The sequence below is a fragment of the Kordiimonas aquimaris genome, assembly GCF_025574485.1.
GTDB classification, from domain to species: domain Bacteria; phylum Pseudomonadota; class Alphaproteobacteria; order Sphingomonadales; family Kordiimonadaceae; genus Kordiimonas; species Kordiimonas aquimaris.
Window position 1 is genome coordinate 1 of record NZ_JAOBPO010000007.1, and the last position, 25,625, is coordinate 25,625.

Sequence of the window (25,625 nt, forward strand, 5' to 3'; positions counted from 1 at the left end):
TGAGATGCCCCTAGTTTGTTAGACACCTTGCGATTTCATTTTAGTTTGTTGTTCAAAATCGACGGGAGACAACAACCCGTTGTTACCATGCTTTCTTTTTGGATTGTAAAACATTTCGATGTAATCGAAGACGTCTTGGCGAGCATCCTTGCGGGTTGCGTAGGTTTTGCGCCTGACGCGTTCGCGCTTTAACAGGTGGAAAAAGCTCTCAGCAACAGCATTATCATGGCAGTTGCCGCGCCTGCTCATGCTGGCTTCCAAATTGTGAGCGCCGAGGAACTTCTGCCACTCATGGCCTGTAAACTGGCTGCCCTGATCAGAATGAATGATCACCTTTTGCTTTGGTTTGCGACGCCAGACAGCCATCAGCAAGGCACTCAACACCAAATCCATCTGCATACGGGGTTGCATAGACCAACCCACCACGCGGCGGGAATAAAGATCAATGACAACGGCCAGATATAGCCACCCCTGATGCGTGCGAATATACGTAATGTCCGTGACCCAGGCATGATCTGGCAGGGCCACTTTGAAGTCTTGCTGTAATCTGTTGGCTGCAACAATCGCAGGTTTGCCACCGTAAAAACCAGCTTTGCGCCGGTAGCCTATTTGTGCTTTGACGCCCGCAATGCTTGCCAGTCGTGCCACACGGTTCGGGCAGCAGGTCTCACCGAGCGACCGCAGGTCGTCATGAAGTTTGCGGTATCCATAAACACAACCACTCTCAAGCCAGGCTTGTTTGATGAGCCCGATAAGCCGGTTGTCATCTCTGGCCCGCTTACTGAGAGGCTTCTTGACCCAGCCATAGAAACCACTGTGATGAACCTTCAGGACGCGGCACATCACCCGCACACGAAACACAGTTTGGTGCGCCTGAATGAAGGCGTACTTCACTACGCATCCCTTGCGAAGTACGCCGTTGCCTTTTTTAGGATATCTCTTTCTTCGGTGACTCGAAGCAACTCAGCTTTTAACCGCCTGATCTCAGCGCTGTCAGCAGCTTCCTGCTTGCGTTCCTTGCTTGGCTTTGAAAAAAGCTTCTTCCAATCATAAAGGGACTTTGTACAAACACCAAGCCGTTCAGCCACCTCTTTGACGCTGTACCCTCGGTCTGTGATCTGAGCGACCGCATCGCGCTTGAATTCTTCTGTATAACGAACACCTATCGGCATAATCTATAAACTCCTTGCTTCCATTTTATAATGAACAAGGTGTCTACAAATCTAGGGGCATCTCAGTTCGATAATTGAGAATTATTGGAGTCGATGTCTCAATCATCCGCGTATTTCCAATTAGCAAGGTGTACATTTGGGATAAAAGGCCATGTTTACGGCTTTTTTGGCATTTGATGCATTTTTCTCTTGCGTCAAAAACACACAGAACCTATACGGTTCACCGCGTCGGGGAGTGGCGCAGCCTGGTAGCGCACCTGTTTTGGGTACAGGGGGTCGCAAGTTCGAATCTTGTCTCCCCGACCAGTTATTCGCTCGAAAGAGCATAAAGGGTCAGATCACCAGGGTCTGACCCTTTTTTAACACCTTACTAATGTGTAAAATAAGAAGGTGAATGAGGCATTTTCCCATTTTCTTTCTTTGCATCATGATATAGGGTGCGCTTCCGGTGTGATGTTAAGCTATTTTTAAGGCGTAGCATCGCATTATTGGCTTAAACAATGGACATTTGGTTGGAAGGAAAATTTCGTGAAAGCACGCATTTATCGACCAGCAAAAAACGCAATGCAGTCAGGCTCAGCAAATACGCGCGAGTGGGTGTTGGAGTTTGAGCCTGAAACAGGCAAAACCATCGATAATGTGATGGGGTGGACTGGTTCAAGCGACATGCGGGGACAGGTAAAACTTCATTTTGATACCCTAGATGATGCTAAAGGATATGCTGAGCGCAACAAATTACCATTTGATGTAAAGCCGGAGCACCGAAAAAAGCGCCGTATTCAGGCATATTCCGATAACTTTAAGTAGTTTGGTACGGACCCATAGCTCAACTGGATAGAGCAGCTGCCTTCTAAGCAGCAGGTTCGAGGTTCGAGTCCTCGTGGGTTCGCCATCTATTTTTTAAGACATTGTAACTAAAAATTATTTAGAACATGTGTCCAACTGGTTTCGGAAGCTAGACAACTTATCGGCTGTGATTTCAGCCATTACAGCCTGTTTGCATCACGAGTGTAGCGATTAATCTCACTGCTGGTTTTGTGGCCTCAGGTCTTCGATTATCTGCGCATCGATCCAGTAGATATCAACATTTACATTGCGGCCACTTCCCGAGATCGTACGGTCAAACATTAGGAATTTTCCGTCTGGTGTGACGCTGCCGTAAAAATCATCTTTGTCTGAATTCACACGCGGTCCCATATTGATTGCAGGTCCCCACGAACCATCTGTCTGACGATAACTGATGTAAAGATCAGATTCGCCGTAGCCTCCCTCGCGTTCGCTGTCCCATATCAGGTAACTTTCATCGGGCGCAATGAAGGGGTGTGCTGTGAATTCTCCGCTGTTGATATGCTCAGGCAGTCCCGTAGGCGCTTGTCGCTTGCCGTCCACTATTCTTGATACGCGGACTTCACTGCTTTTATAATCGTCAAACACATAGGTGCCGCGCGTTGATGCGGTCAGGCGCATAATGCCCCAATCGTCATGATCGAACATTGGACCCTTACTTTGTACCTCTGACCAACCTGAAGCAGTGCGATGTCGGTGGCCTTTTGCCAAATGCATTGTCTGACCGTCTGCGGTTATGAACGGCTCGCCGGTACGTGGCATTTCTGTAAACTTATGCCACTTATTATCATCTAGCCGAAATCCGTAAATTGTTGCGCGCCCTTCTTCATTGTCAGTGACAAAATAAAACTCTTCCATGCCCGGCGCGAACACAGCTTCCAGCTCCCAACCATCAGTTGAAATGATGCCGGGCGCGAACACTTCTGCCGTTTTACCGGGTGGAGTTTGCCCCATATAAGGACCTTCAAAAATTGGGAATTTATCTTGGGCGCTGCTACCGCTAGTTAATGTCAGCGCAGAAAGGAATATAATTACCGAAGGAAAGATTGGTTTCATGGCTTGCCTCGCTTGGTTTTCATTAATTACGTGCATCTGCCTCAGGTTTAGGAAAGGCAACAGCACTGAACGTAAAAAGGTTTCTACTCAGGGAATGAAAATTTCGCCCAAGTTGCCTTATCATTATCTACCGCATTTTCAGGATATAAGAACTCTACGTCATCGCTCTCTTCATGATTAATGCCGCCTACACCAATCATCATATTCCAAGTATTACCTGCAAATTTTTTACGCGATATTTGCAGTTGCCTGTGTGTTCCCAGTGCGAATTTAAGGCGTCTCCCGTTTTCGGTATTCTCAGTCCCAAAAAAAGGCACCCAGAATCCGGCATAACCTTTTAGATCCCACGTGGCAGATGGCCCCCATCCTTCATCTGTACGTACTCGCTCTCCCATTTGAGCGGAAAGATGAAATTGATGAAGGTGTCTAGTTTCAGCATGTTCCACGTATAGATTTAAGGCTGTAAAGTCTTCTGCCTTACCTTTGGCGCATAGGTAGAAATAATCTTTATCGTACATAAGATAAATGGAAACCTGCGCTGGCAATTCAATTTTTGTTGCTACATCCCATTCATCGTTACCACAACGGCCATCTAATAGTCCTGCCTTACTGGTTGGGTTAATAGTGACGGTTTCAGAAGCGTTCACTTCAGTAGCTGCAAATGACAGGGAGGTGCTCAATAACAGCAATTTTATCATATTTTGCATGGGATTCATTGGGTTATTTCTAATTAAGAAGGGGTAGGGGTAAACGACTATGACTTAGGTTTCAGGCTTTCAATGAGCTGCGCATCAATCCAGTATAAATCTGATTGAGCGCCTATATCACTGTTTGCTAATGGGATCATTCGATTAAAGAACAGGTATTTTCCGTCAGGCGTGATCTGTGGGCCGCCTTCTTCAGCTTCTGTGTTTACTGTGTCTCCCATATTAATCGCTTCACCCCACGAGCCATCTTCTTTGCGGAAGCTGATATAGAGGTCATTACTGCCAAACCCGCTCTCTCTTTCGCCGTCCCACATGATGTAACTCTCATCTGGTGCAATGAACGGGTGGGCGTTCCACTTGCCTGTATTAATGCTTTCTGGCAATGGCTTGGGGTCTTCGCGTTTACCATACACTAGCTGTGAATATCGAAGAGTGCCAACTCCGCCTGCGCCCATCTCGTCAAGAACCAAAGTGCCTTGAGTTGAAGCGGTCAGGCCCATGATGCGTATGCTTTCAAAGGCAGGGCCGAGGCTTTTCATCTCTGACCAGCCTGAAGCTGTGCGTTCTTTGTATTGAGCGCCGTAATGCAAAGTGTTGCCATCTGGTGAGTGGAATGGTTTACGCGTTCCAGTTGGCACAGATACCTTACGCCACTTATTATCCACTTTTTTAAAGATGACAGACTCTGGTTCCTTTGCGTCGCGCGTATGCCGCCACCTGCTGACATGAAGCTCGTTCATATCTGGTGAGAAGCCAATAGCGTCTCCCCATTCTTCTGTATTAACAAGACCGGGAGCAAAAGGTTTGGCGGTTAAGCCGGGCGGTGTTTGGCCGAGATAAGGACCCTTGAGCAACGGAAAATCATCTTCAGCATGACTGCTGTTACTCAGCGTAATTGCAGAAAGTAATAGGGCTACTGGGACACAAGTATTTTTCATAACTTTTCCTTAATGAACAAACGCAAGCAGAATGGTTATTGAAACCTGAGTCATTATTGTTTGGGTTTGAGTTCTTCGATAAATTTCGCATCAACCCAGTAGATAGTCACATCTTCGTTTCCGCGTTTTGTCCGACGGTCAAAGAAGAGGAATTTTCCGTCAGGCGACACGCTTGGATTTTTCTCAGAGAAGCCAGTATTTATCTTGTCACCCAGATTGATGACAGGGCCCCATGAGCCATCGGCCTTCCGATAGCTGATGTAGAGATCAGATGAACCGTGCCCAGCGTCTCTTACGCTATCAAAGACAATATAGCTTTCATCCGGCGCAATATAGGGATGGGCATTATACCTGCCGATGCCAAACTGCGGCCCCAGTAATTTCGGTTCTTCGTATTTGCCGTTAACCAACCGTGAATAGCGCAGGGGAATGTCTAGTGCCGGGTTGTAGGTATCAAAATAAATCGTCCCGTTAGATGAAATTGCAGACCGCATAATGCTGATACTTGAGAAAGGTTCACCAAGGCTTTTCATCTCTGACCATCCGGTATCGGTGCGTTCTACATAAGCTTGTTTTAACAAGATGGTATTGCCGTCAGGAGAGATAGATGGTTCGCTCACTGCCTTGGCTACAACCGACTGCTGCCATTTATTATTTTTATATTCAATAACAGCCAGTCCGTAAGAAACGTCATCTCCTTTATATTCTCCAACTTTAACTACGCCGGCATATTCTTCGCCTTCTCTAACGAAGTAAAAGCTATTCATGTCCGACCCGAACATGCCCTCAAGATCAATAGAATCTTCTTTATTCACGTTGCCGGGCGCGAAAATCTCAGGCGTTGAGCCAGGCGGCGTTTGTCCCAGATAAGGCCCTGTGAGCTCGGACAAGTCATCCCCTGCATAGCTGGCGCTACTCATCACAGATGCAGATAGGATTAGTACCGTTGATCCGAAAATAGACTTCATGTCTTCGCCCTTATTCAGCAAATGCAGGTACGATGGTGTTTAAAATCTGAGGCATGATTGTTTCGTCGTCTCTGTCATGACCGGTGATCACGATGGTTAGATCAAGGTCTTTAACCACGATGATGCGTTGTCCGCCGCCACCCCAAGCTAGTTTGACATCATAGCTTTTATCACCGGCTGTAATATTCGTTTGATACCAAAAATAACCATAGCGATACGTTTCTGGCTGCCACTCTGCAGCGGCCTTAGTAATGCCACTGGTGGCTTTGGCCAGATACTCTATTGGAATAAGCTGTTCGCCGTTCCATTTGCCTTTGTTGATAACCAAGTGACCTAACTTCAGCATGTCGCGCGATGTCATGCTCGTGCCGGCACCTGCACTTGGCAGCCCGCTCACGCCGTCCCGCCAGCTATAATTTGTAATACCTATTTTATTGAGAAGTTCATTTTTGATGAAATTCTGTGCGGTGCCGGGCACAACGGCCTCAATGACTTGCATCACCAGATCCTGATCCCAGCTGTATAGATAACTCTGGGATTCTGCAGTAATCGGCGCGCTATGCTCAAGCCAAGCCTGAACCAGCCCTTGACCTTTTAACGGGCCGGGGTTTTCATTAAGCTCACTCCTTTTATCATCACTGATGCGAATACCTGAGCGCATGGTTGATGCCTTGTGAAGCGTGATTTTTTCTGCCCCATCAACAAGTCTTGTGGTGTCTAGGTCTTTTAAAAAGCTGATCAGAGGTTTGTTCAAGTCAGTCATTGCCAGATAACCGAGCTGGATAGCACGGCCTAGTGCCAAGCTGGTGTAGGACTTAGTCGCTGAGGCTTGGAAATGAGGCAAGTTGACACGACCGCGCAGATAGTAACTTTCGAACAAGAGCTTGCCTTTATGAGTTATAAGCAAGCTGTCGTAGAGACCATATTTTTTGTCGGCAACCTCCTGAGCCAACTGGGCGATTGCAGCTTTTTCACCGCCGTCTACACCCAGTTCACCAACAACAATACCGTCTTCTCGAGCCGCTGGCGTTGTATCGATAAAGGCTTTTTCAAGATACGGTAAATCCCAGAATGAGATTGCAGCGTCGGCGGCTGTTGCCTCCGGTGCGTTATCATTATTTTCTTGCGCGCTTACTGCGGCAAAGCTGCTGAAACTGCTCAGTATTATCGCGGCAATTAAACTCTTAAATTTCAAATTGATGGTCATGGACATCTCTTTTATGCAGGTGTATTTTTTGAAGCTGGCTTCTAGAAAAGCTCGAATTGGATTTATTGAAGAAACTCGCTTAGTTGAGGGTTTAATTCCTCAAGCGTGTCGCCTGATATCGTAAAGTGGACTTTTACAGCCGCGTTTCTGATTTCTATTTCTTGAGGTTCAGTCACCCATTGGGCCACAGCAGCTTTGGCTTCCTCTTCGAAACATGAATGTGTGGAATAAGAGACCTGTAGGTTCTTTGTTTGCCCATCTCTGCGAACATCATGTGTCACAACGACGATCCCTAAGCTCATGATATGTTGAGAAACGAGCTGACCATTAACCGTAAGTTCTTTCAGTTCAGTCTTTACGTCTTCCTCATTGAAACCGGGACAACTTGCAGGTAATCTCCAAGAAGTTTGTTTAACGTATGCAACTTGGTCATATGCTATATCGATCACCTTGTTGACTGAAGCAGCCGCGCTCATTAAGCCAATTGCGCTTGCGCCGATAGAAGTACAGAGCAATGCAGTCCCCCAACGGCGCTGTCGCACCCTAGGTTTATTTTCGATGATTTCGGCCAGCCTCATTTTGACGCTACGATGACGCGTTGAGCCAAGTTTGGCTGTGGGATACGGTAGTGTTACTTCCTCATCTCCGACTGAGCGTAAGCCATTTAGCAGGAGTGTCGCATAATCTTTGCGTTCTGATGGGGTGAGCGTCTTCGTTGCTGCATGATCTGCGCGTAATTCAATTGCCAGTCGCCATTGCCGGACAAGATAGCTGACCCCTGGGGTTCGCAACATCATATCCTGCAATAGTAGAAGGAATAATGTCAGTTCCGCGTCATTGTAATATAGATGGGCGCGCTCATGTCGTATTAATGCTGATTGGGTCTGGAACCCTTGAGGGATAACAATGACTTTGCGCGGCCAAGAAAGTGTCAAAGGCGGCACTTTAGAAGTCGTTGTGAAGACATCAGGTTCAATCGTCGGTGCAAGGGCCAAGCTTTGTAAACGTGACCATCGCCATAAGGTGCGGCACATAAGCAAAATGCCAATACCTAAATATATTGATAAATAATCCAGCGACTCCGAGCTTCCTGCTGTGCTCTCGCTGATTGGCGCCGTGATCAACTCGGGTATCTCTATATCGGGAAAACCGACGACTGTGCCAATGGGCATCAAATACAGGACGCCCGGCAAGAAGCACAATATGACCAAAGTCAGCCAAACATTTGACGAAGGAAAACGTATCCCGATCCGTTCATCAACATCGCGTTGCAACAGCCACGCTCCAACCGCTACGACAAAACTCCAGAGATGTACAAGGATCAAAGCCTTAATCATCATCGTGACTTTCATTGAGAAGGTGGTCTAATTCCAACCATTCTTCTTCGGACAGCATTTCGCTGTCGTGAAAGGCGGCTGTTGGAAGCGGACCTTTCATTTCTAACACTGTGTCGAAGAACTCGCGCATGACGCCAGACAACGTCCGGGCTTTACTTTGAACAGGCGTATAAACCCGAACTCCGTGCTTTGTATCGAGTTGGAGTAGCGTTTTTTCTACCATTCGGGATAGAGTCGTACGAGTGGTCGAAAACGACCACTCCAATTGTGGACCAACTTTCTCTTGTATCTCGCGCGCAGATAGCGGCGCTTCAGACCAGAGGGCTTTAAGAATAGCCAATTCAGATTTACTTGGTTGTGACATATGTAAACATGTATGTTACATGTGTAACATGAGTCAAGTTTGTATTTAAAATTTGTATGAGTAGCGTCAGTAGACGCCCTTCTCTGAAGTGATGAGGCAAGCGGTAATCAGTAAACCATAAGTCAGTGGTCACTTAAATTCTCCAGATTGTAGGCACCTCTTCGCCACAGAAGCCAATACCGCGCATAATGGCTTCTGCTGATAAGGTTAAAAACTGGCGTCTCTTTAGGTTGCTGGACTAGCGGCAAAATATAGTTGCAGCGCCTTGGCAATGGATATTGCGCCATTGCTCGTATGATTAGCGCTATCGTGGACCTCATGGTGTAATTTCACTTCCTCCGGAAGGTGTCGCCTTAGCAGTGCAGTTAAGCGGTAGTATTCTGGCAGCAGCCCTGCGTCTGACAGCGGCCCTGGCGACCCGTCTCCACCAACACTGAGATAGACAAGGCCAGGGAAATCCTGATCCTGTTTTAGAGTTTGTTCCAACGCATCAAAAGTTTTACTGCTCCATTCCCCAACATCTCCAAACGCTGGGCTGGTTATGAAGTAGGCATCAAACAGACCTGGTGATTGACTGAGGGCATACGTTAAAAATTGTCCTCCCCATGAATGTCCGGCAAAGACATCATCACCATTGGTGTTGAATTGATTGTTTGCAAAGGGAATGAGTTCGTTCTCAATATATGCTAACAGCTTACCACCGTTACCGAACACTTGTTCACCATCAATCTCTGTATGATAATAGTGCGGGAGGAAATCTAAGCCCCGACGAATGTTTTTAAGACCGATCACAATCACCTCGGGCATTAAATCTCCCCAATGGTAATAGCTGGCCATTTCCGCCGTCAATTTATCTTTTGCACCCGCATCCAACATATAGATGACGGGATAGCCTTCCTCATTATTTGGATCATAATTCTTGGGTAAATGGACGACAATTTCCCTTGTTTCCTGCGTCGCTTCAGACTCGATACTGAACTCCTGTTGCGCCGTGGCTAACGGAGCAGATGCCACCCCGAAAACCACACAGAACAGGAACTTTTTTGCAAGTGATATGCTGAGTTTATACATAATATTTTATCTCTTTTGCTAAGTATGTTTGATTGTGAAACACCCGTTCGTTTGCTTTAGAGTATTTATTCTTTGGGCCTGAGGTCTTCGATGATCTGTGCATCTACCCAATATATGTCGACGTTTTCATACTTGTCTGAGCCCACATTTCTATTGAAGAAAAGGTATTTACCGTCTGGCGTCACGCTCGCGCCAGCTTCCCAGGCTTCTGTGTTTACCTTGTCGCCCATGTTGATGGCATTACCCCATGAGCCATTATCCTGTCGAAAACTGATATAGATGTCAGCATGACCAAATCCGCTGTCTCTTCTGCCATCCCAAATAATATAGGATTCATCTGGCGCGATGAAGGGGTGGGCATTCCACGTTCCAGTATTAATCTCTTTGCTAAGTGGCTTGGGCTCTTCACGTTTGCCGTCTATTAACCGTGAATAGCGAAGAACACCATCGCCGTCTGTGCCGGCCTCGTCAAAAACATAAGTTCCTGCAGATGAAGCCGTAAGACGCATGATGCGGATATCTTCGAAAGATGCTCCAAGGCTTTTTATCTCTGACCAGCCAGTGTCCATGCGTTCTTTATATCGCTTACCTAAATGCATGGTTTTGCCATCGGGCGCGATGACAGGTTGACCTACCCTGGGCGATATAATCGATTCGAACCACTGGTTATTTTTATATTGAAATACAACAAACTCTTGTTTTTTAGCTTCTTCATTGTTTCTGATAAAATAGAACTCTTTCATGTCAGGTGTGAAGGTGCCGCCGACCTCCCAACCTTTGGTTGAAACAATACCTGGCGCAAAAGGTTTGGGAGTTAAACCGGGAGGTTCTTGCCCGAGATAGGGGCCGTCGGGAATGGAAGCGGCATCTTGACTATGACTTCCGCCACTCAAAATCAGCATAGAGAACAACAAAGCAATAGGCGTTGAAAAACGTTTCATAATATTATCTTTCGTTAGCTGTGGAAAATCACTCAGCTATTTGCTGTGACAACCATTTTATGCTGCGGATTACGGTCTCAGGAAACGCTGTGCCGTGGTTAGAGCCTTCAATTACTTCAAGCCCAGAAAATGTTAAGCTTGCTTCACTTCTACGCTGCAATATGGAAGCGAAACCTTCAGTCATCTCCATCTTGTCTTTCTCAAGCTCGCCTATGGCCACAAAAACATTGACGTTCAGGTCTTGCTGCTGAGACGCCGGTTTAGTTTCGTGCATATCGATGAATCCAGCAATCTGCGGCGTGGGACTGCCCAGGATGTAGTGTTTGAAAGTGTCGGATTGCTCAAACAAGACATACACACCAAATGTCCCGCTCAGAGAATATCCAAAATAAGCGCGCTCATCAGGGTCTGTACGATAATTGTTTTCTACATAAGGTATGACGTTAGCCCTTATGAAGGGCAGGTGATTACTGGCTTGTCCAAATTGATACTTGGCTTGATGCACAGGATTGCTTGACTTCTCAATGGAATAATCTCGATATCTGCTTACATGAGCTCTTTCATCATCAAGGCCTTTTTGCCAAGAGATGCCGACCACAATCACATTTGGCATCAAATATTCAGTTGCACCAGACAGCATGTCCATGTGCCAGACGGCATCAGCCGCAAAAATTACAGGGTAGTGGGTATTGGTATTTTCCGCGTAGCCTTCAGGTAACCTTATATATAGTTCGTATTGCCTGTCATTTTTAGTATCTTGAATAGGCACAACTTGTGTTCTTGGCATTTCATATGCCTTTTGTTCACTGGCCTTAACACCAATGAAAGGCAGTGAAACCAAGAAAAAAAGAACAGTGATTTTCTTCATTATATTCCCCAATAATTTTGACGTGTGTAGTTGCCGTCAAGATCAACACTATTGCGTGTATGCATATATCGGAAGGTGTACGACGAAAGTGCGTTGAATCGTTCTATCTAAACGATAAAATGTGAGGTTATAACAATTCTTTTTTAAATTGCTTTAAGCAACCTCGTGTGCCTTTCTTCAATGAATTCATGCGAGAAGAGGTTGTTGATTAAGTTCATTGAATGGTGTGCATGGTGTTGATTATGCAAATGAGATAGCTGTATAGAGAGGTATGACAAACTAATGTTATTGGTCATCCTTAAGGCTTTTTAGCCACTTAATGATGGCTGCCCGGTCTTCCGGTTTAGACAGCCGGGCAAACGCCATATGACTGCCTTGCTCAAATTTCTTTGATTCCAGGAAGAATGCACTCAGTGTTTCAATAGACCAACTTCCTGTGCGTCGCATCAGGCGTTCACTGTAATTAAACCCTGCCGCGCTTGCTATATCGCGGCCAACTACGCCCCACAGATTAGGGCCTATTCTATGCGGCGCGCCCTGAGCTGCTGCATGACACGCAAGACACGCAGATGCTATGTCTTGGCCGCGTTCAATATCGACCGTTTCAACAAGTGTGTTCAGGGTCTGATCTGGCGATACGTACGAATTAGGGTTTGTCTTAAGCCAGGCGATTAAGTCCGCACGCAAATGAGGGCTGGTTAGGCCAGGAAAAGGCATCTGGTTGCCAGGGACGGCAAGTTTTGGTCGCGCAATGTAACGATTAAGCTTTTCTGTCGTCCAAATGCCGTTCATCTGTTTTAACGCATTGCTGTATGTAAATCCTTCAGCGCTAGCAATTGCACGGCCATAGATACCATAAAGATTAGGGCCAACCAGATGTTTGCCGCCTTTATCAAGCGTGTGACACATGGCGCATGTCTTGAAAGCAAGCAGTCCTCGTTCAGCTACTGCGCGAGTTTCTGCATTGGCTGAAGTAGTTGTTATTAAAAAAATGCAGTGGAAGCAATGATTGTTCTTAAAGTTGACATACTTATATACTGACTATTCACATATGCGTGATATACAATGCGTTTGTAGCGGGGGCAAGTGGTGAAGGATGTAGTATGACAGATGGCGTGTCTGGCGTTGAATCAAGAGCAAATTCTGAAGATGTAGCTAAAACTGGAAATGATGCATTAGATAGCTTGTTATCAGGCACAAGATGGGTGAGCGACTCTGGTTCAAATATTACCACCATCAGTTTCAGCTTCCCCGATGAGAACAGTAATTTTAGTGAAGACCCTGATCTTGGGTATGGCACTTCTGGTAATGAACCCCACACTGGTTTGGCAGGACTGTCGGAATATGGCCAAGGTCTTTTCCTAAGCGCAATAGCTAATCTCCAGACATTTACGAACTTGGCATTTACACAAGTGCCGGATGAAGGGGACAGCGCAGGCACCATTCGGGTGGCGTTTACAGGCATCACTGATAATGATTCTGTTGCGTTTGCCTATCTGCCAGGCGCATACCAGGCCGCAGGCGATATATGGGTTCTCTCGGAAAATCATACCGAGGATGACACAGACTTTCTACAAACCCTGACGCATGAACTTGGACATGCACTTGGGTTAAAGCACCCTCATGAAGCCGAGGGGGGATTCCCTCAGATTGCGTCTGGTTTAGACGGCATGGATTATACTGTGATGTCGTACAATATTTCCATGCGGTACGCGAACGCGACATTCGCTGACTTGTTCCCTCAAACATACATGTACGGCGATATTCTAACTCTTCAGCATATGTACGGCGTTGATACTGTTACAACGGCAGGGACAGATACATACACATACGATCTCAATGAGCGTTACTATGCAACTGTTTGGGATTATGGAGGAAATGATACTATTGCTATTTCTGGAACAGGTAAGTCTGTTAAACTTGACCTCACGCCTGGTTCCTGGAGCAATGTCGGTACAACGATTAAGTTTTTTGGTGACGGCGAAAGTTGGGATGACAAAGACTCACTGTTTATTGCCCCTGACACTATTATTGAGAATGCAACAGCATCTGACGGTGATGACACGCTGCAAGGTAATGATGCCTCTAACAAGCTAAGAGGCAATGATGGGGCTGACAAGTTATACGGCGCTGCTGGTGCTGATGTGCTGTTCAGCGGTAACGGTGATGATATTGCCATGGGCGGCTCGGGCAATGATTTTTTATGGGCGGGCGCAGGCGACACCGGAGATGATGTGTCAGCAGGCGGCGCTGGCGATGATGTTGTTGCGGGTGGTGCTGGTAATGATTTTCTGATTGGCGGCGGCCTTGATGACGGCAACAACATGGATGTTGCGGCAGCGAATGAAGATTCCACAGATGATGGCAACGACACTATTTTTGGCGGTTCAGGCGATGACACCTTACTTGGCGGCGGCTGGGATGACGGCGCAGGTAATGATGACGGAAACTATGATGACGGTGAAGCTGTTGTATCAGGCACGTCAAATGATGCGATCTGGGCTGGTGCAGGCAATGATCTGATTATTGCCGCTGCTGGTAATGATGCGCTGGGTGGTGGCACGGGCGACGACACAATCAATGGCGGCGACGGGAATGACACAATATACGGCGGTGTTGATGGTGGTGATACTGGTGTTAATGACGTAATTGACGGCGGTAACGGCAATGATGTGATTTTCTCTGCTGCGGGTAATGATTCGGTTGTTGGCGGCGCTGGTAACGATGAAATTTTCTCAGGCGGTGGCACCGACACTGTTGATGGTGGTTCAGGAAACGACACGCTTTGGGGCGGTGGAGGCAACGATGATTTCACTGGTGGTAGCGGTGATGATTTGTTCATTTTTGAAGCCGGACACGGTGATGACACGATCACTGATTTTGACATCGGTGATGATTCGATAAATCTTGCTGAAGTAACGGCAGCCTTTGCTGATACGGCCAGCGTTATTGCCGCAGCATCGCAAGTGAGCGGTGGTATAAGCATTGATCTAGGTGGTGGTGACAGCTTAACCCTTGAAGGTTTAAGCTTGAATGATTTGGATCAGGTAACTTTTATTTTATAATTGGCTATTTTGAAGGCCTAAAGCGATCCTATTTGCCCATGCGGTCCAGAATTACATCTGCAGCGTCCATAAGGCGCGCCATTCGGGTCATTAACGCTTCGTAAGGTGCACTGGTTGTTAAATCAACGCCGGCTTTTGTTAGCAAGGCATGAGGGTAGTCTGATCCACCAGCTTTTAGTAAAGCGATATAATTATCTTTCGTTACTTTGTTTCCTGCGAGCAAGCGATTAGCAAACATTGTTCCACCAACAATACTTGTGGCATTCTGATACACATAAAAATTAGAATAGAAGTGCGGAATATATGCCCATTCGATAGCATAAGAAGGGTCAATAGTCATAATACCCTGGTCGTGACCGTGATACTTTTTGAGAATCTTCAAATATATCTCGCTGAAACGCTTGCCTGACAGTTCTTCTCCTGCCTCTGCTATTTCATGGATACGTAGTTCAAACTCCGCGAACATTGTTTGCCTGAAAAAACTGGCCCTAATCCCTTCAAGAGCCTGATCTATATAATATAAATAGTCCTCATCGCTCAGGTCTTGAAATAGCATAAATTCTTGTAATAGAACCTCGTTGCTGGCGGCTGCGAGCTCTCCAACAAACGGGTTGTAACTGTATGTTTCAAAATCATTATTTTGCCTTGAAAACAGGGCATGAACTGCATGCCCCCATTCATGTGCAAATGTTGATACGCCATCAAAGCGTCGATTGTAATTCAATAAAATATAGGGATGTATATCGTACCCTGCATTTTGCGTGTAGGCGCCGCTTTGTTTTCCAGGTTGAGGGTAAACATGCATCCATTGCTCATCGAAGCCACTGGTAAGGTTTGCAATATAATCTATGCCATAAGGCACTAACGCTTGCAGTGTTATGTCTTTCGCTTCTTCCAAGGTGAAGCGTTGTTCCTGATAGGTAGTGGCTGGATAAATGTCGTAATAATGTGAGTTGGTTATTCCCAGCATTCGTTCGCGCAGTTTCAGATAGCGGTGTAGTGATGGTAAATTGTCATTAGCCGACTGAATGAGGGAACTGTATACCTCCGTTGGCAGACGCGGTCCTGACATAGCCTGAGAAAGAGCATTATCAAAACCACGAATTTTAGCTGAAGAAACATGGCTTTTCACAACCGTGCTTAATATGCGTCCAACATTGGTTTCGTATGATCTCCATGATTGCCAGAAGGCGTCAAAAATGTTCTTTCGGTCGGCTCTGTTATTGATGCCGCGGTACCGCGCATAAGTATCCGGGTTGAGCGTGATACCTTGGCCAGAATCAAGTGTGACCCAAGGCCATAAAATCGACTTACCTACTGTATTTCTGTAAGCTTGCTGGGCTTCGAGAATAGTTTTTTCTTCCTGGGCTAACAGAGCAGCAGTTTCCGGTTTGGCATTCGACGCGTATAGAAAAATATCCTTGAGGCGAAAAGCATGTTTCGAAAGCTCGGGTGTTTGCGCTATCCACCTATCAACAGTTTCTTGTCCGATGACACGTACTTCTGGTGCAACAAAAGTGGTTGCTTGCTCCAATGCCGTAAACAACTCCAATGCACTGTTTAACATGGCTCTGGAGTTGGCATCACGCATATCCTCATTGGCATTAAGGGAGGCGTATATGAAAACACGTGCCGCTTTTTCATTTATTTGGGAAATTGTATTAAGAGCCAGAAGTATGGTGGCCGGATCGTTATTTAGTTTGCCTTCAAAGCTGGTGAGGTTTTCGATGTCTTCCTCAACTTTAGCTTTGGTTTGATGCCAATCACTTTCATTTTCAAATATATCGTTCAGATTCCAGCGAATTTGGCCTTCAATATCTTCGGCATAAAGGTGATTATCAGGCGTTAAAAAACCTACTAGAAGTAGGGCTGTGGCCATTATTAATCTGGAAAGTTGGATTCTATCCAAGGTTTGCACCGAATGCTCCATTGGCCATCATGGTCATTGTTATTAATAACCGACAATAAATCTACAATTAACAGGTGATCGGCTAATTATCATATCATGGTATCCTGAATTTTGGCTTGTATGTGCATAGCTGTATGCCAAAAGTGTTACCTTAATTTTCATTTATCGTTAATATAATCAAGAGTAAGAATGTTTTGTATCACTGGCTAGTGAATTAGTATGAGTTAACATTTTGCAATGGAACTGATAAGACTTTGAATGAACGTGGCTGTAATTGTGCAATTATGAGCTGTGTTTATACTTCTTTTATCAGGTTATGGGGAAACGGAGCATAAAGTATGCGCATGACTTTAAGAAAAATTCTGGGAGTCATGGTGACTCTGGGAACTTTAAGTTCATTTTTGGCTAGTGCTGCCGTTGCAGGAAATTTGATAGTTTCTGTCTCCAATAAAAAAGGTGAAAGTTTAGAAAATGCGGTTGTCATGTTAACGCCGCAGTTTACTCTTTCAACACCTGTCGTTGCTGCAGATAGTCCTGAAATGCGTCAGGAAGGTGCTTTGTTTTCACCGTTTGTTTTACCGGTTAAAGTAGGTACTAAAGTTTCTTTCCCCAATTTTGATGAGTTTCGTCACCACGTCTATTCGTTTTCCAAAACAAAACGTTTTGAGTTGCGCCTATACGGCAAAGACGAAACGAATTTTATCACTTTTGAAAAACCGGGTATTGTAGCGTTAGGCTGTAATATACATGATAATATGTTGTCATATATTTATGTGACCGAGGCACCAATCATGAAGAAAACAGATGCAAATGGTACTGCAACGCTTACTGACCTGGAGCCTGGTCAATATAAAATGGAAATTTGGCATCCTGGCGTTAAACGCAAAGGTATGCCTACGCCCAAAATCATTACGATCGCTGATGGAAACCGTTCAGAGAGTGGTCAACTGGATCTTCGACGTGTTTGGGGTATTCAAACGCAACCAGCTGAAGGCCAGTACTAACTATGGCTATGCGCTTTCAATCAAAACTTACACTCGTTTACCTGGCATTGTTTTTGGTTGTGCAGGGCGTAGTTATTTTATCGATAAACCGGTACGTAACAGAAAATGTTAGAGAACAAATTGCTGGGCAACTTGACGCGTCTTCAAGAACTATTGCGCGACTGATTAGAGATCGAAACGATATTTTGGGTACGCGTGCTCAAGACCTTTCCAAAGACTTTGGCTTTAGGCAAGCTGTTGCAACCTTGGATGACGCCACAATTAAAAGTGCGCTTGCTAACCTCATAGACCGATCTGATCTTGATATTGCATTTGTCGTTGACCTGGATGGTCAATTAATCGGTTCTGTTGGTGATATGGCCGTAACGGATAATGCAACGTTACTGTCAGACGAGCTGATTGAAGCAGCAGAAGAACAAGGTGTGGCTGCACGATTTATCGAGTCAAACGGTGAATTATTTGAAGTCGTGATTGCACCAGTCTTTGCACCTGTGACAATAGGGTGGGTTGGTCTTGGTTTCCAGCTTGACCGGGAAATTGCAATTGAATTTAAAGAATTATCACCCGTGGCTATTGATGTTGCTTTTATTTTTGGTGACAAAGGCCAACCTGAATTGTCTGCAGCAACCACCAATGTTCAAGACCTTGCCGAGTTTTTAGCTGAAAACCCTCAGGTAGGGTTGGAGACTGAATATGAAAGCGTGTTTGTTGACCAAGACTATATGTTTAGGCGCGTACCGCTTGTTAGTGAGTTTTCTCAAGGGCGGCAAATGGATGCACTTGTTTATTACTCTGTTGATGTAGGCCTTCAGGCTTTCCAATCGCTTATAGTTACACTGCTGAGTATCTTGGTTGTTGGCTTGCTGCTTCTTATTTTGGGAAGTGTTGCGGTTTCGAGAGGTGTAACAAGGCCACTGCGATACATAGCAAATGCAGCTGATCGCATCTCGCGCGGTGAATATATTAAAGTGGATGCTCCATCGGAAGATATAGAGTTTGCACGCCTCAGTAATAGCTTTAATCATATGATTGAAGGGATTCGCGATCGCGAAGCTAGCATTAGGTACCATGCCAACCATGATATCGATACAGGGCTACCGAACCGTAACTGGTTTGAAGAGCAAATATCACCATCAATTGATACTAAGAAGCCGTTTTCAATAGCAATTTTGGAATTGCAAGGCATAGCTGACATGCGGACAGTGTTGACGCATGATCACATTAATGAACTGGTGCGCAGTATTGCAGAACGGCTTGAGACAGTGAATGTTCAGTATCTGGCACGCTTATCAACCGAGACATTTGTTTTTGCTCAATTCGGTGAAGATGATGATGATATTAGTGCTGCCATGATAATTAACGGATTTATTGACCCCTTTAGTGCTGGCACAGTAATGGTTGATGTGCGAGCATTCATGGGGTTAACAAAGTTTCCAGCTGACGGCGATAACCTCACAACGTTACTGCGGCGGGCTAACGCTGCACTTGATACCAGCCGGACATCTGCCAAATCGTATGCTTGGTATGATCGTGAACGAGATACAGCTAAACAAGATCATTTGTCGATGATGAGTGATCTTCGCGATGGTATCAAAAACGAGGAAGTTAAATTTGCTTATCAGCCTAAGCTGGACCTCTCAACAGGTAAAATAGCTTCCGCCGAAGCGCTTGTTCGCTGGATTAGTCCAACGCGCGGTTTTGTTGCGCCAGATGATTTCATTCCTTTGGCCGAAAAAACAGGCGATGTGCGTTACCTGACTGATTGGGCTTTAAAAGAAGCTATATCACAGATAGCCAAGTGGCGGGGTGATGGTATAGATATTATGGTCGCGGTCAATCTTTCAACAAATGACTTGATGAACACGAATTTGCCCGGTGCTGTACTTACGTTGTTAACAGAATATTCAGTGCCACCATCATCTCTTAAGTTGGAAGTCACGGAAAGTGCTGTCATGAATGATATGTCACGTGCTCTTGATGTATTAAACATGTTGAGCTCTATGGGCGTAGTATTGTCAATCGATGATTACGGTACGGGATATAGCTCTTTGAGTTATATCAAGGAGTTACCTGTACGTGAAATTAAAATCGATAAATCCTTTATACTGAAACTGGCTGAGGACGACGAAGATAAGATTCTTGTGCGTTCGACCATTGAACTAGCGCACAATCTAGGTATGGAAGTGACAGCTGAAGGTGTGGAAGACGAGCAATCGGTTGATTTATTGCGCGAATATGGATGTGACACTTTGCAAGGGTATCATATTTGTCGTCCGGTGCCTGTCGAAGAATTCGAGGCATTTTTAAAGAGCCATAAAGAAAACTCACAAAACATTTAAGCTCCATGAGTTCACATGTGTAAAAGTGAAAAAGTTAAACTGTTTCCTTGAGAAACGCACTATAGCGCAATAATCCTGCTTCAAGTTCTGCGATAAGGTCATCAGTATCTTCGAGACCGATGTGCAATCGAAGCAGTGGTCCTTCAGCGCTCCATGGTCTAGCTGAGCGGTCCTCTGTGGGGTCACTAGGTAGAATTAAACTTTCATAACCGCCCCAACTAAAGCCCATCTTAAACAAATGCATGTCATCGACCATTCTGGCAGTGTCAGCATAGTCTCCGCCGTTAAGAATGATCGAGAATAAACCACTGGAGCCAGCAAAATCGCGTTGCCAAATTTCATGACCTGGGCATTCCGGAAATGCAGGGTGTAATACCTGCGCAACTTCGGGTCGGTCTTTTAACCATGCTGCAACCTTCAGGGCATTTTCTTCATGTGCTTTAAGTCGCACCCCTAATGTGCGCAGGCCACGAGAGGTCAGGAATGCATCATCGGGTGATATAGTTTGCCCCATTTGATATGCAGTTCGGCTCAGTTTTCTCCATGCGCGCTTATTCGCTGTGGCGCTGCCAACCATTACATCGGAGTGACCACTAATATATTTGGTACACGCCTCGACTGACACATCTGCACCAAAATCAAGTGGCTTAAATAATAGCGGTGTTGCCCATGTATTGTCCGTGATTACATAGGCGCCGCATTTTTTAGCAGCGCTCGCAATTGCAGGGATATCCTGTATCTCAAATGTGTTGGACCCAGGGCTTTCAGTTAGAATAACACTGGTGTTGTCGCGTAGTAGTTTTTGAATGTCAGCACCGATCAATGGGTCGTAATATTCGGTTTCAACATTCATTGTTTTTAGTATGCCGTTAGCGAAGGAGCGTGTTGGCGCATAAGCACTATCAGTCATCAAAATATGATCACCGGCCTTCACAAAAGATAAAATCGCAGTTGTTACAGCTGCAATGCCACTAGGAAACAGCATAGTTCCTTCGCCGCCTTCAAGTTCAGTAAGCGCCTCCTGAAGCGACCACTGCGTCGGTGTACCTTTGCGACCATAAAACAAATGCCGCGCAGTTGGGTCTGCAACGCGCTCACGGTATTCGGCATATGTATCAAATAAACATGTTGAAGCGCGGTAAACAGGCGGATTAACGATACCATGTGTCCATTCCTTACGCCGACCAGCTGTTACGAGTTTGGTATCTTCATTATCGGACATTTGTTTTCCTCGCGTTATAAGCCCTTTGAAACGGGTGCGTTTTTATATGCACCCCATTCACTCCAGGAACCGTCATAGACAGCAACATTTTTATTACCAAGGGTATAAAGCGCATGAGCCAGATTGCAAGCAGTGACACCTGAACCGCAACTGGTTGTGATAGAAGCATTGATATCAACACCTGCGGCTTTGAAAATATCTATCAATTCTTGCCGTGTTTTAAGTGTGCCATTGCCGTTGTAAAGCTGCGTGAACGGTACATTAATCGCACCTGGTATATGTCCAGCAGCTAAACCTGCACGTGGTTCAGGTGTTGTTCCTTCAAAGCGTGCTGCGGCGCGTGCGTCTATGACTTGCGACACGTTACTTTCAAGGTTGCTGAGCATTTCAGTAATTAACCTTAACAAATCTACATTTGGCCGTGCCTTGAAGTCTCCAGTTTTGATAATTGGAGTTGTTGTTTCAATATTTCCGCCAACAGCTTTCCAAGCTTGAAGGCCACCATCTAATACAGAAACATTTTTATGGTCCATGTATCGCAGCATCCACCAAGCGCGAGCAGCGCTCCGAAGCGGGCTATTATCATATATAATTATGTGATCATTATTGTTGATGCCTATTTTCTGCATATGTTGCTCGAAGGCCGCTGTTTGAGGCATTGTATGGGGTAGGGTACTTTCAGGATCACTGATGGCATCGATATCAAAAAAATGAGCATACGGAATATGGCCTTCCATATATTCACGGTGGCCATTTCTGCCACTGTCAGGCATATGCCATGATGCATCGTATATTTTGATGCCTGTATGACTGTTGATTTCTAACAGGCTTTGGGCGGATATAATTCCTGTTCGTTCCATCTTATTCTCCGTGAAAATTAGATAAAACAACTTATGATAAGCCTGCACACATGCAATGACTTATGTTAATTTATTAATTTATTTTAGTTGATGTGGCGGCGTGCAGATAGCGCCCCGGTATCAGGCTTGTCAAAATAGTTATTTAATAGAGGGTGGTTAAATTCGACCCGGCTATCAATGCCCGTTGCTGCTTCCAGATTGTTTTCGGAAACATAACTGGCATGATCTTCACCATCTACCAACACATGATACCATGGGATGGTGCCAATAGGGTCCATTAAGTCGAATTTTTCTAACCAGGATGCTTCCTTGTTAAACTGCGGATCAACATCAAAAACCAACCCTCGATAACCATAAACTTTATGGCGTACTATTTGCCCTGGTGCGAAGAGCGCTGTGATTACTGTTGTCATGGCACGCTCCTATTTCTAGTGGGTTACATGCGTTTTTCGTATTGATAGTTTCATATGTGTTACCAAAATGAGTTTAACAAACCCTGAATCAGAGTGAGTGTTTATGTTAATGCTAATAATTAAGAGAGTTTGGCGGAACTGGCTGATTTAGTTTTTGACAAATGCACCTCTAGTGGCTCATAGCATGGCTAAGTTTTAGAGAGATTGGCTTTAAGCTTAAAGGTAAAGGGTAAAGTGATGACCAATTCGATTTACGAGAATTTAGACCAGCTTGGAAGCAGTGGTAAAGCACCTAAAAACCCTGAAGAAGCTGTTCTTGAATATGTTTCTAACCCCCGTCCGAATAGCCATTATCTGGTGCGGTTTACCTGTCCTGAATTTACGAGCCTTTGCCCTGTAACAAGGCAGCCTGATTTTGCACATTTGATGCTGGACTATGTGCCAGATAAATTACTTGTGGAAAGTAAATCATTAAAACTATTTCTGCAGTCTTTTCGCAATCATGCTGCTTTTCATGAAGATTGTACAGTTGGCATAGCCGAGCGGTTAGTGGATGAAATGAAACCAAAGTGGTTGCGTTTTGCCGGATACTGGTACCCGCGTGGTGGTATTCCAATTGATGTGTTTTTTCAAACTGGCGAAGCCCCCAGGGATGTTTGGGTACCAAATCAGGATGTGCCTACTTATCGCGGCCGAGGGTAATTGGAAGTTCCATAATTTAACGTAAAGCAATTGTTATGTACTTAGGAATATTATGGCGTTATTTTTCTAACTTCCAAATCTGCTCCAATATACGTAATCTCTTGCTGTTCCATCTTATTTTTGCAAAAATTATTCTCCGTTAATTCGTCTGCACTAATCATAGACCACGCAGAAAAAATGCATTCAAAATAGTACAGTGAATGAAACTTCTTTTCAGCTAGAGCATCAATGTTTTTACCCGCTAATATTAATGGTACTCGCAGAGAGCTTATATCGACGTTTTTGCGGATATCGTGAACCAAGGGTCTTGCGGTTTCAATGCTAGTTAGACCATGATCTGAAAAATAGATAAAACTACCGTGCGCTTGTTTTGTTTTCCTTATGATTTCCGATAGTAGTTGATCAATATAGCGTATGCTGTTGTCATAAGAATTTAATATTGTTTCTAAATCAGATGCATTACCAGTATTTTTAAAGTATCCGCTTCCTCTTGGGTAGCGCATTTCGAAAGGTGAATGGGTGGCATATAAGTGAAGTATAATCAGCTTTTTTCCTGTATCTTCAATGGCGCGATTGAAGTGGGGTATTAGTTCACTATCTAAGGGTACATTTGCTTCGCCGGAATTGATGAAAATGCTTTTATTTACTTGATCAGTTATGTTGACTAATGCGCGGCCCCAATCATCAGATTCTTGTTGATTGGATATCCAATAAGGCTTGTAGCCAGCTTGTTTAGCTAACTTAATTATTGTTTGACTTTGAATGCTGTTATGAGGGGTGTGAGTTAATAGCTTTGGTAGGGAATTCCAAGTGTTGGTACCTGCACTATATACATTTTTATATGCCTTTATGTGACCAGTTTCAGACAACCTATTCAGATTTGGCGTTGTGTCCCGTTCATATCCATAGATTGACATATTATCGGCTCGCGTCGATTCTCCAATAACAATAACAAGAAGCTCAGGAGCATTCTTTTTCACTACTACATTCGTCCAACTATTATCTGAAATTGTATTAGAAAATGCGATATAATCTATTGATTGTACTAAGCCGGATAGACTTTTAAGCAGTGCAAAACGATTGCCTATTTCGTGCATTATAAACTGAGTTTTAGCGGATACCTGCGACGAGCCAGAAGCTAATCTGGTTTGAATATAATTCTGATACTCAAGTGTTTTATAGTGATAAGGGAGATTTATACTTGCGGGAGCAACTACATAAAGCAGGCTGATCATTATTGCTGTTATTGTTATTTTACTGGAGAACTTGGGCCTTGGTAGTAAGACTAACAATGTCATCAAGAGAAAGCTTGAAGCGATGATAAATATATTGTCGGTAAGAAATGCTGAAGTTTCTGAAGATTGAGTCTGTAATAGACTCATCCAAACACTTATCGTCATTTCACTAGCATAAGCATATTTGACGACAGCATCTGTGAAAATGATAACGACGAGTATTAAAAGAATGAAACGAGATTTTGATGCCAGGTATGTGAGTGTAGCAACAGCTATAGTTTGTAGCGTGAAATGAGCTATATACTTTAACGTGCTTTCATGAATTACGTCCATTTGCGCAATGTATGAGATAACACTTGCATAGGCTAACCATAGTGTAAGCGTTGCGAGGTTTTTACTATCGATTGGTCTAATAAAATTAACTGGCAAAAATTCATCTCTCATGGATAAGTTTGCTCAAAGAAGTTTTCATCTGTAAGGATGATTTTTACCCTATTATTTTCCCCTAATTTATCCAGTGTATCAATATCGTTGACTGTAAATAGATAAAAATCAACATTGGGAAACAAATCAGCATATCTCTCTTCAAAATTATTATAATCCATCGATAGTGCTGTGAATTTATAGGCGCTGATATGTTTCCGCGTTTGTAAAACATCTGACCAAAACCGAAGTCTTCCTGATGAAGAGTTCAAGTTGATCCAGTAACTGACATTTAGCCCTTTACTTGCCAAAACAGATAAGTTTTGCGGATTTTGTGATTCAACCACCACATGTTTTGTCAATTCATAGCTTGATATTTTTTCATGTAACTTCTCAGTTGCAGCAACTAATTCATTTTCAGAAAGAAAGCGTAGGTTCTTAAAGTCTAACCAATAGTTTGTTTTTTTACCAAGCTGATTGAAAACTGTATCTAATTTTAAGGATTTATCAATCTCTGAAATGTGTGGCTTATCATGAGATACAGTGAAAACATTTAAATTAAAGTCGTAGAATATATCAACCTCAATACCCTTGGCTCCGAGGTTTATAGCGGCTTCAAAAGCGGCAATTGTGTTTTCTGGGTGTTTTTTAGAAAAACCCCTATGTGCCCATACTTTGTTTTTAGCTGTATAGAAGTGACGGTCATTGTTAGGAGCCCCAATATTTGTAAGGAACGGCCAACTTAATATAATGTATGAAAATGTAATTCCTGTTATAAGAAGAAGTAAATAAACTGCATTTAATAGCCGTTTCTTAGTTTTTGGTTTTTTCATTCTCATTCATTTCAATGATATTTACCAAGCTGGTTTTTTGGGTATTACGCAAATAATCATTAAGCGTTGCTCATAATTTTTCAACCTAATGTATATATAATTATACAAGCCACATAATTATATTAGTTGATTATGGTATCATGCG

At 44.3% G+C, this 25,625-nt stretch carries 23 protein-coding genes and 2 tRNA genes; 7 read left to right on the plus strand and 18 right to left on the minus strand.

The genetic code is table 11. From position 1 onward, the window contains the following. Window positions 1-18: 18 nt before the first annotated feature. Window positions 19-1,172 (minus strand): IS3 family transposase gene (locus OEU88_RS16490; protein WP_262694959.1). Its coding sequence is split into 2 segments (ribosomal slippage): window positions 19-932 and window positions 932-1,172, totalling 1,155 coding nucleotides; the frame shifts between segments, so codons are not numbered across the junction. Between the two features lie 229 nt (window positions 1,173-1,401). Here OEU88_RS16490 and OEU88_RS16495 point away from each other — a divergent pair. The 3 genes from OEU88_RS16495 to OEU88_RS16505 all read left to right on the plus strand — a co-directional run bounded on the left by OEU88_RS16495 (window position 1,402) and on the right by OEU88_RS16505 (window position 2,064). After that, a tRNA-Pro gene (locus OEU88_RS16495) sits at window positions 1,402-1,478 on the plus strand. A 222-nt stretch (window positions 1,479-1,700) separates the two neighbouring features. Next, complete coding sequence (locus OEU88_RS16500) at window positions 1,701-1,979, plus strand: ETC complex I subunit (RefSeq protein ID WP_262696315.1); 279 nt, start codon at window positions 1,701-1,703, stop codon at window positions 1,977-1,979. Between the two features lie 8 nt (window positions 1,980-1,987). Further along, window positions 1,988-2,064: transfer RNA gene (locus OEU88_RS16505), tRNA-Arg, on the plus strand. Window positions 2,065-2,195: 131 nt separating this feature from the next. On the opposite strand, the gene OEU88_RS16510 is transcribed toward OEU88_RS16505, so the two are convergent. The 11 genes from OEU88_RS16510 to OEU88_RS16560 all read right to left on the minus strand — a co-directional run bounded on the left by OEU88_RS16510 (window position 2,196) and on the right by OEU88_RS16560 (window position 12,468). Continuing rightward, complete coding sequence (locus OEU88_RS16510; protein WP_262696316.1) at window positions 2,196-3,074, minus strand: TolB-like translocation protein; 879 nt, start codon at window positions 3,072-3,074, stop codon at window positions 2,196-2,198. Between the two features lie 83 nt (window positions 3,075-3,157). Continuing rightward, window positions 3,158-3,790, minus strand: a complete 633-nt coding sequence (locus OEU88_RS16515) for a hypothetical protein (RefSeq protein ID WP_262696317.1) — start codon at window positions 3,788-3,790, stop codon at window positions 3,158-3,160. A 38-nt stretch (window positions 3,791-3,828) separates the two neighbouring features. Beyond that, entirely contained in the window at window positions 3,829-4,719 is an 891-nt protein-coding gene (locus OEU88_RS16520; protein WP_262696318.1) for a TolB-like translocation protein, read from the minus strand. 53 nt (window positions 4,720-4,772) lie between these two features. Continuing rightward, window positions 4,773-5,687, minus strand: coding sequence for a TolB family protein (locus OEU88_RS16525; protein ID WP_262696319.1), 915 nt, complete (start codon window positions 5,685-5,687; stop codon window positions 4,773-4,775). A gap of 10 nt (window positions 5,688-5,697) precedes the next feature. Next, entirely contained in the window at window positions 5,698-6,894 is a 1,197-nt protein-coding gene (locus tag OEU88_RS16530) for a serine hydrolase domain-containing protein (RefSeq protein ID WP_262696320.1), read from the minus strand. A gap of 62 nt (window positions 6,895-6,956) precedes the next feature. Beyond that, window positions 6,957-8,234, minus strand: coding sequence for a M56 family metallopeptidase (locus OEU88_RS16535; RefSeq protein ID WP_262696321.1), 1,278 nt, complete (start codon window positions 8,232-8,234; stop codon window positions 6,957-6,959). Then, complete coding sequence (locus tag OEU88_RS16540) at window positions 8,224-8,595, minus strand: BlaI/MecI/CopY family transcriptional regulator (RefSeq protein WP_262696322.1); 372 nt, start codon at window positions 8,593-8,595, stop codon at window positions 8,224-8,226. Before OEU88_RS16540 ends, OEU88_RS16535 begins: the two co-directional genes overlap by 11 nt. A gap of 225 nt (window positions 8,596-8,820) precedes the next feature. Continuing rightward, window positions 8,821-9,666, minus strand: coding sequence for an alpha/beta hydrolase (locus OEU88_RS16545; protein WP_262696323.1), 846 nt, complete (start codon window positions 9,664-9,666; stop codon window positions 8,821-8,823). A gap of 65 nt (window positions 9,667-9,731) precedes the next feature. Next, the gene (locus tag OEU88_RS16550) at window positions 9,732-10,607 is read right to left on the minus strand and encodes a TolB-like translocation protein (protein ID WP_262696324.1); all 876 of its coding nucleotides are present in this window, start codon (window positions 10,605-10,607) and stop codon (window positions 9,732-9,734) included. A gap of 28 nt (window positions 10,608-10,635) precedes the next feature. After that, window positions 10,636-11,475, minus strand: coding sequence for an alpha/beta hydrolase (locus tag OEU88_RS16555; protein WP_262696325.1), 840 nt, complete (start codon window positions 11,473-11,475; stop codon window positions 10,636-10,638). Between the two features lie 285 nt (window positions 11,476-11,760). After that, complete coding sequence (locus tag OEU88_RS16560; protein WP_317279146.1) at window positions 11,761-12,468, minus strand: c-type cytochrome; 708 nt, start codon at window positions 12,466-12,468, stop codon at window positions 11,761-11,763. A gap of 110 nt (window positions 12,469-12,578) precedes the next feature. On the opposite strand from OEU88_RS16560, the gene OEU88_RS16565 reads away from it, so the two are divergent. Further along, window positions 12,579-14,540 (plus strand): M10 family metallopeptidase, encoded by a 1,962-nt coding sequence (locus OEU88_RS16565; RefSeq protein WP_262696326.1) that lies wholly within the window; start codon window positions 12,579-12,581, stop codon window positions 14,538-14,540. Between the two features lie 28 nt (window positions 14,541-14,568). On the opposite strand, the gene OEU88_RS16570 is transcribed toward OEU88_RS16565, so the two are convergent. Next, a complete protein-coding gene (locus OEU88_RS16570) occupies window positions 14,569-16,419 on the minus strand; it encodes a M3 family oligoendopeptidase (RefSeq protein ID WP_262696327.1) in 1,851 nt (616 codons plus the stop codon). Window positions 16,420-16,787: 368 nt separating this feature from the next. Here OEU88_RS16570 and OEU88_RS16575 point away from each other — a divergent pair, with 368 nt between their 5' ends. Together OEU88_RS16575 and OEU88_RS16580 are read left to right on the plus strand one after the other, a co-directional pair. Then, a complete protein-coding gene (locus tag OEU88_RS16575; protein WP_262696328.1) occupies window positions 16,788-17,453 on the plus strand; it encodes a cupredoxin domain-containing protein in 666 nt (221 codons plus the stop codon). 2 nt (window positions 17,454-17,455) lie between these two features. Next, window positions 17,456-19,792, plus strand: a complete 2,337-nt coding sequence (locus OEU88_RS16580; RefSeq protein ID WP_262696330.1) for an EAL domain-containing protein — start codon at window positions 17,456-17,458, stop codon at window positions 19,790-19,792. A gap of 34 nt (window positions 19,793-19,826) precedes the next feature. Here the strand turns inward: OEU88_RS16580 and metC are convergent, their stop codons facing one another. The 3 genes from metC to hspQ all read right to left on the minus strand — a co-directional run bounded on the left by metC (window position 19,827) and on the right by hspQ (window position 22,287). Further along, window positions 19,827-21,014, minus strand: a complete 1,188-nt coding sequence (gene metC / locus OEU88_RS16585) for a cystathionine beta-lyase (protein ID WP_262696331.1) — start codon at window positions 21,012-21,014, stop codon at window positions 19,827-19,829. 14 nt (window positions 21,015-21,028) lie between these two features. After that, window positions 21,029-21,874: a 3-mercaptopyruvate sulfurtransferase gene (gene sseA, locus OEU88_RS16590; protein ID WP_262696332.1), complete on the minus strand. Its 846-nt coding sequence runs from the start codon at window positions 21,872-21,874 to the stop codon at window positions 21,029-21,031. An 83-nt stretch (window positions 21,875-21,957) separates the two neighbouring features. Then, complete coding sequence (gene hspQ / locus OEU88_RS16595) at window positions 21,958-22,287, minus strand: heat shock protein HspQ (protein WP_262696333.1); 330 nt, start codon at window positions 22,285-22,287, stop codon at window positions 21,958-21,960. 237 nt (window positions 22,288-22,524) lie between these two features. Between hspQ and queF the strand changes: the two genes are divergently transcribed. Continuing rightward, window positions 22,525-22,989 carry a preQ(1) synthase gene (gene queF / locus OEU88_RS16600; protein WP_262696334.1) on the plus strand — a complete coding sequence of 155 codons (465 nt, stop codon included), beginning with the start codon at window positions 22,525-22,527 and terminating at the stop codon, window positions 22,987-22,989. Between the two features lie 50 nt (window positions 22,990-23,039). Here the strand turns inward: queF and OEU88_RS16605 are convergent, their stop codons facing one another. Together OEU88_RS16605 and OEU88_RS16610 are read right to left on the minus strand one after the other, a co-directional pair. After that, entirely contained in the window at window positions 23,040-24,668 is a 1,629-nt protein-coding gene (locus OEU88_RS16605; protein WP_262696335.1) for a phosphoethanolamine transferase, read from the minus strand. Continuing rightward, window positions 24,665-25,480: a glycerophosphodiester phosphodiesterase gene (locus tag OEU88_RS16610; protein ID WP_262696336.1), complete on the minus strand. Its 816-nt coding sequence runs from the start codon at window positions 25,478-25,480 to the stop codon at window positions 24,665-24,667. The genes OEU88_RS16605 and OEU88_RS16610 overlap by 4 nt, the downstream gene beginning before the upstream one ends. Window positions 25,481-25,625: the final 145 nt, after the last annotated feature.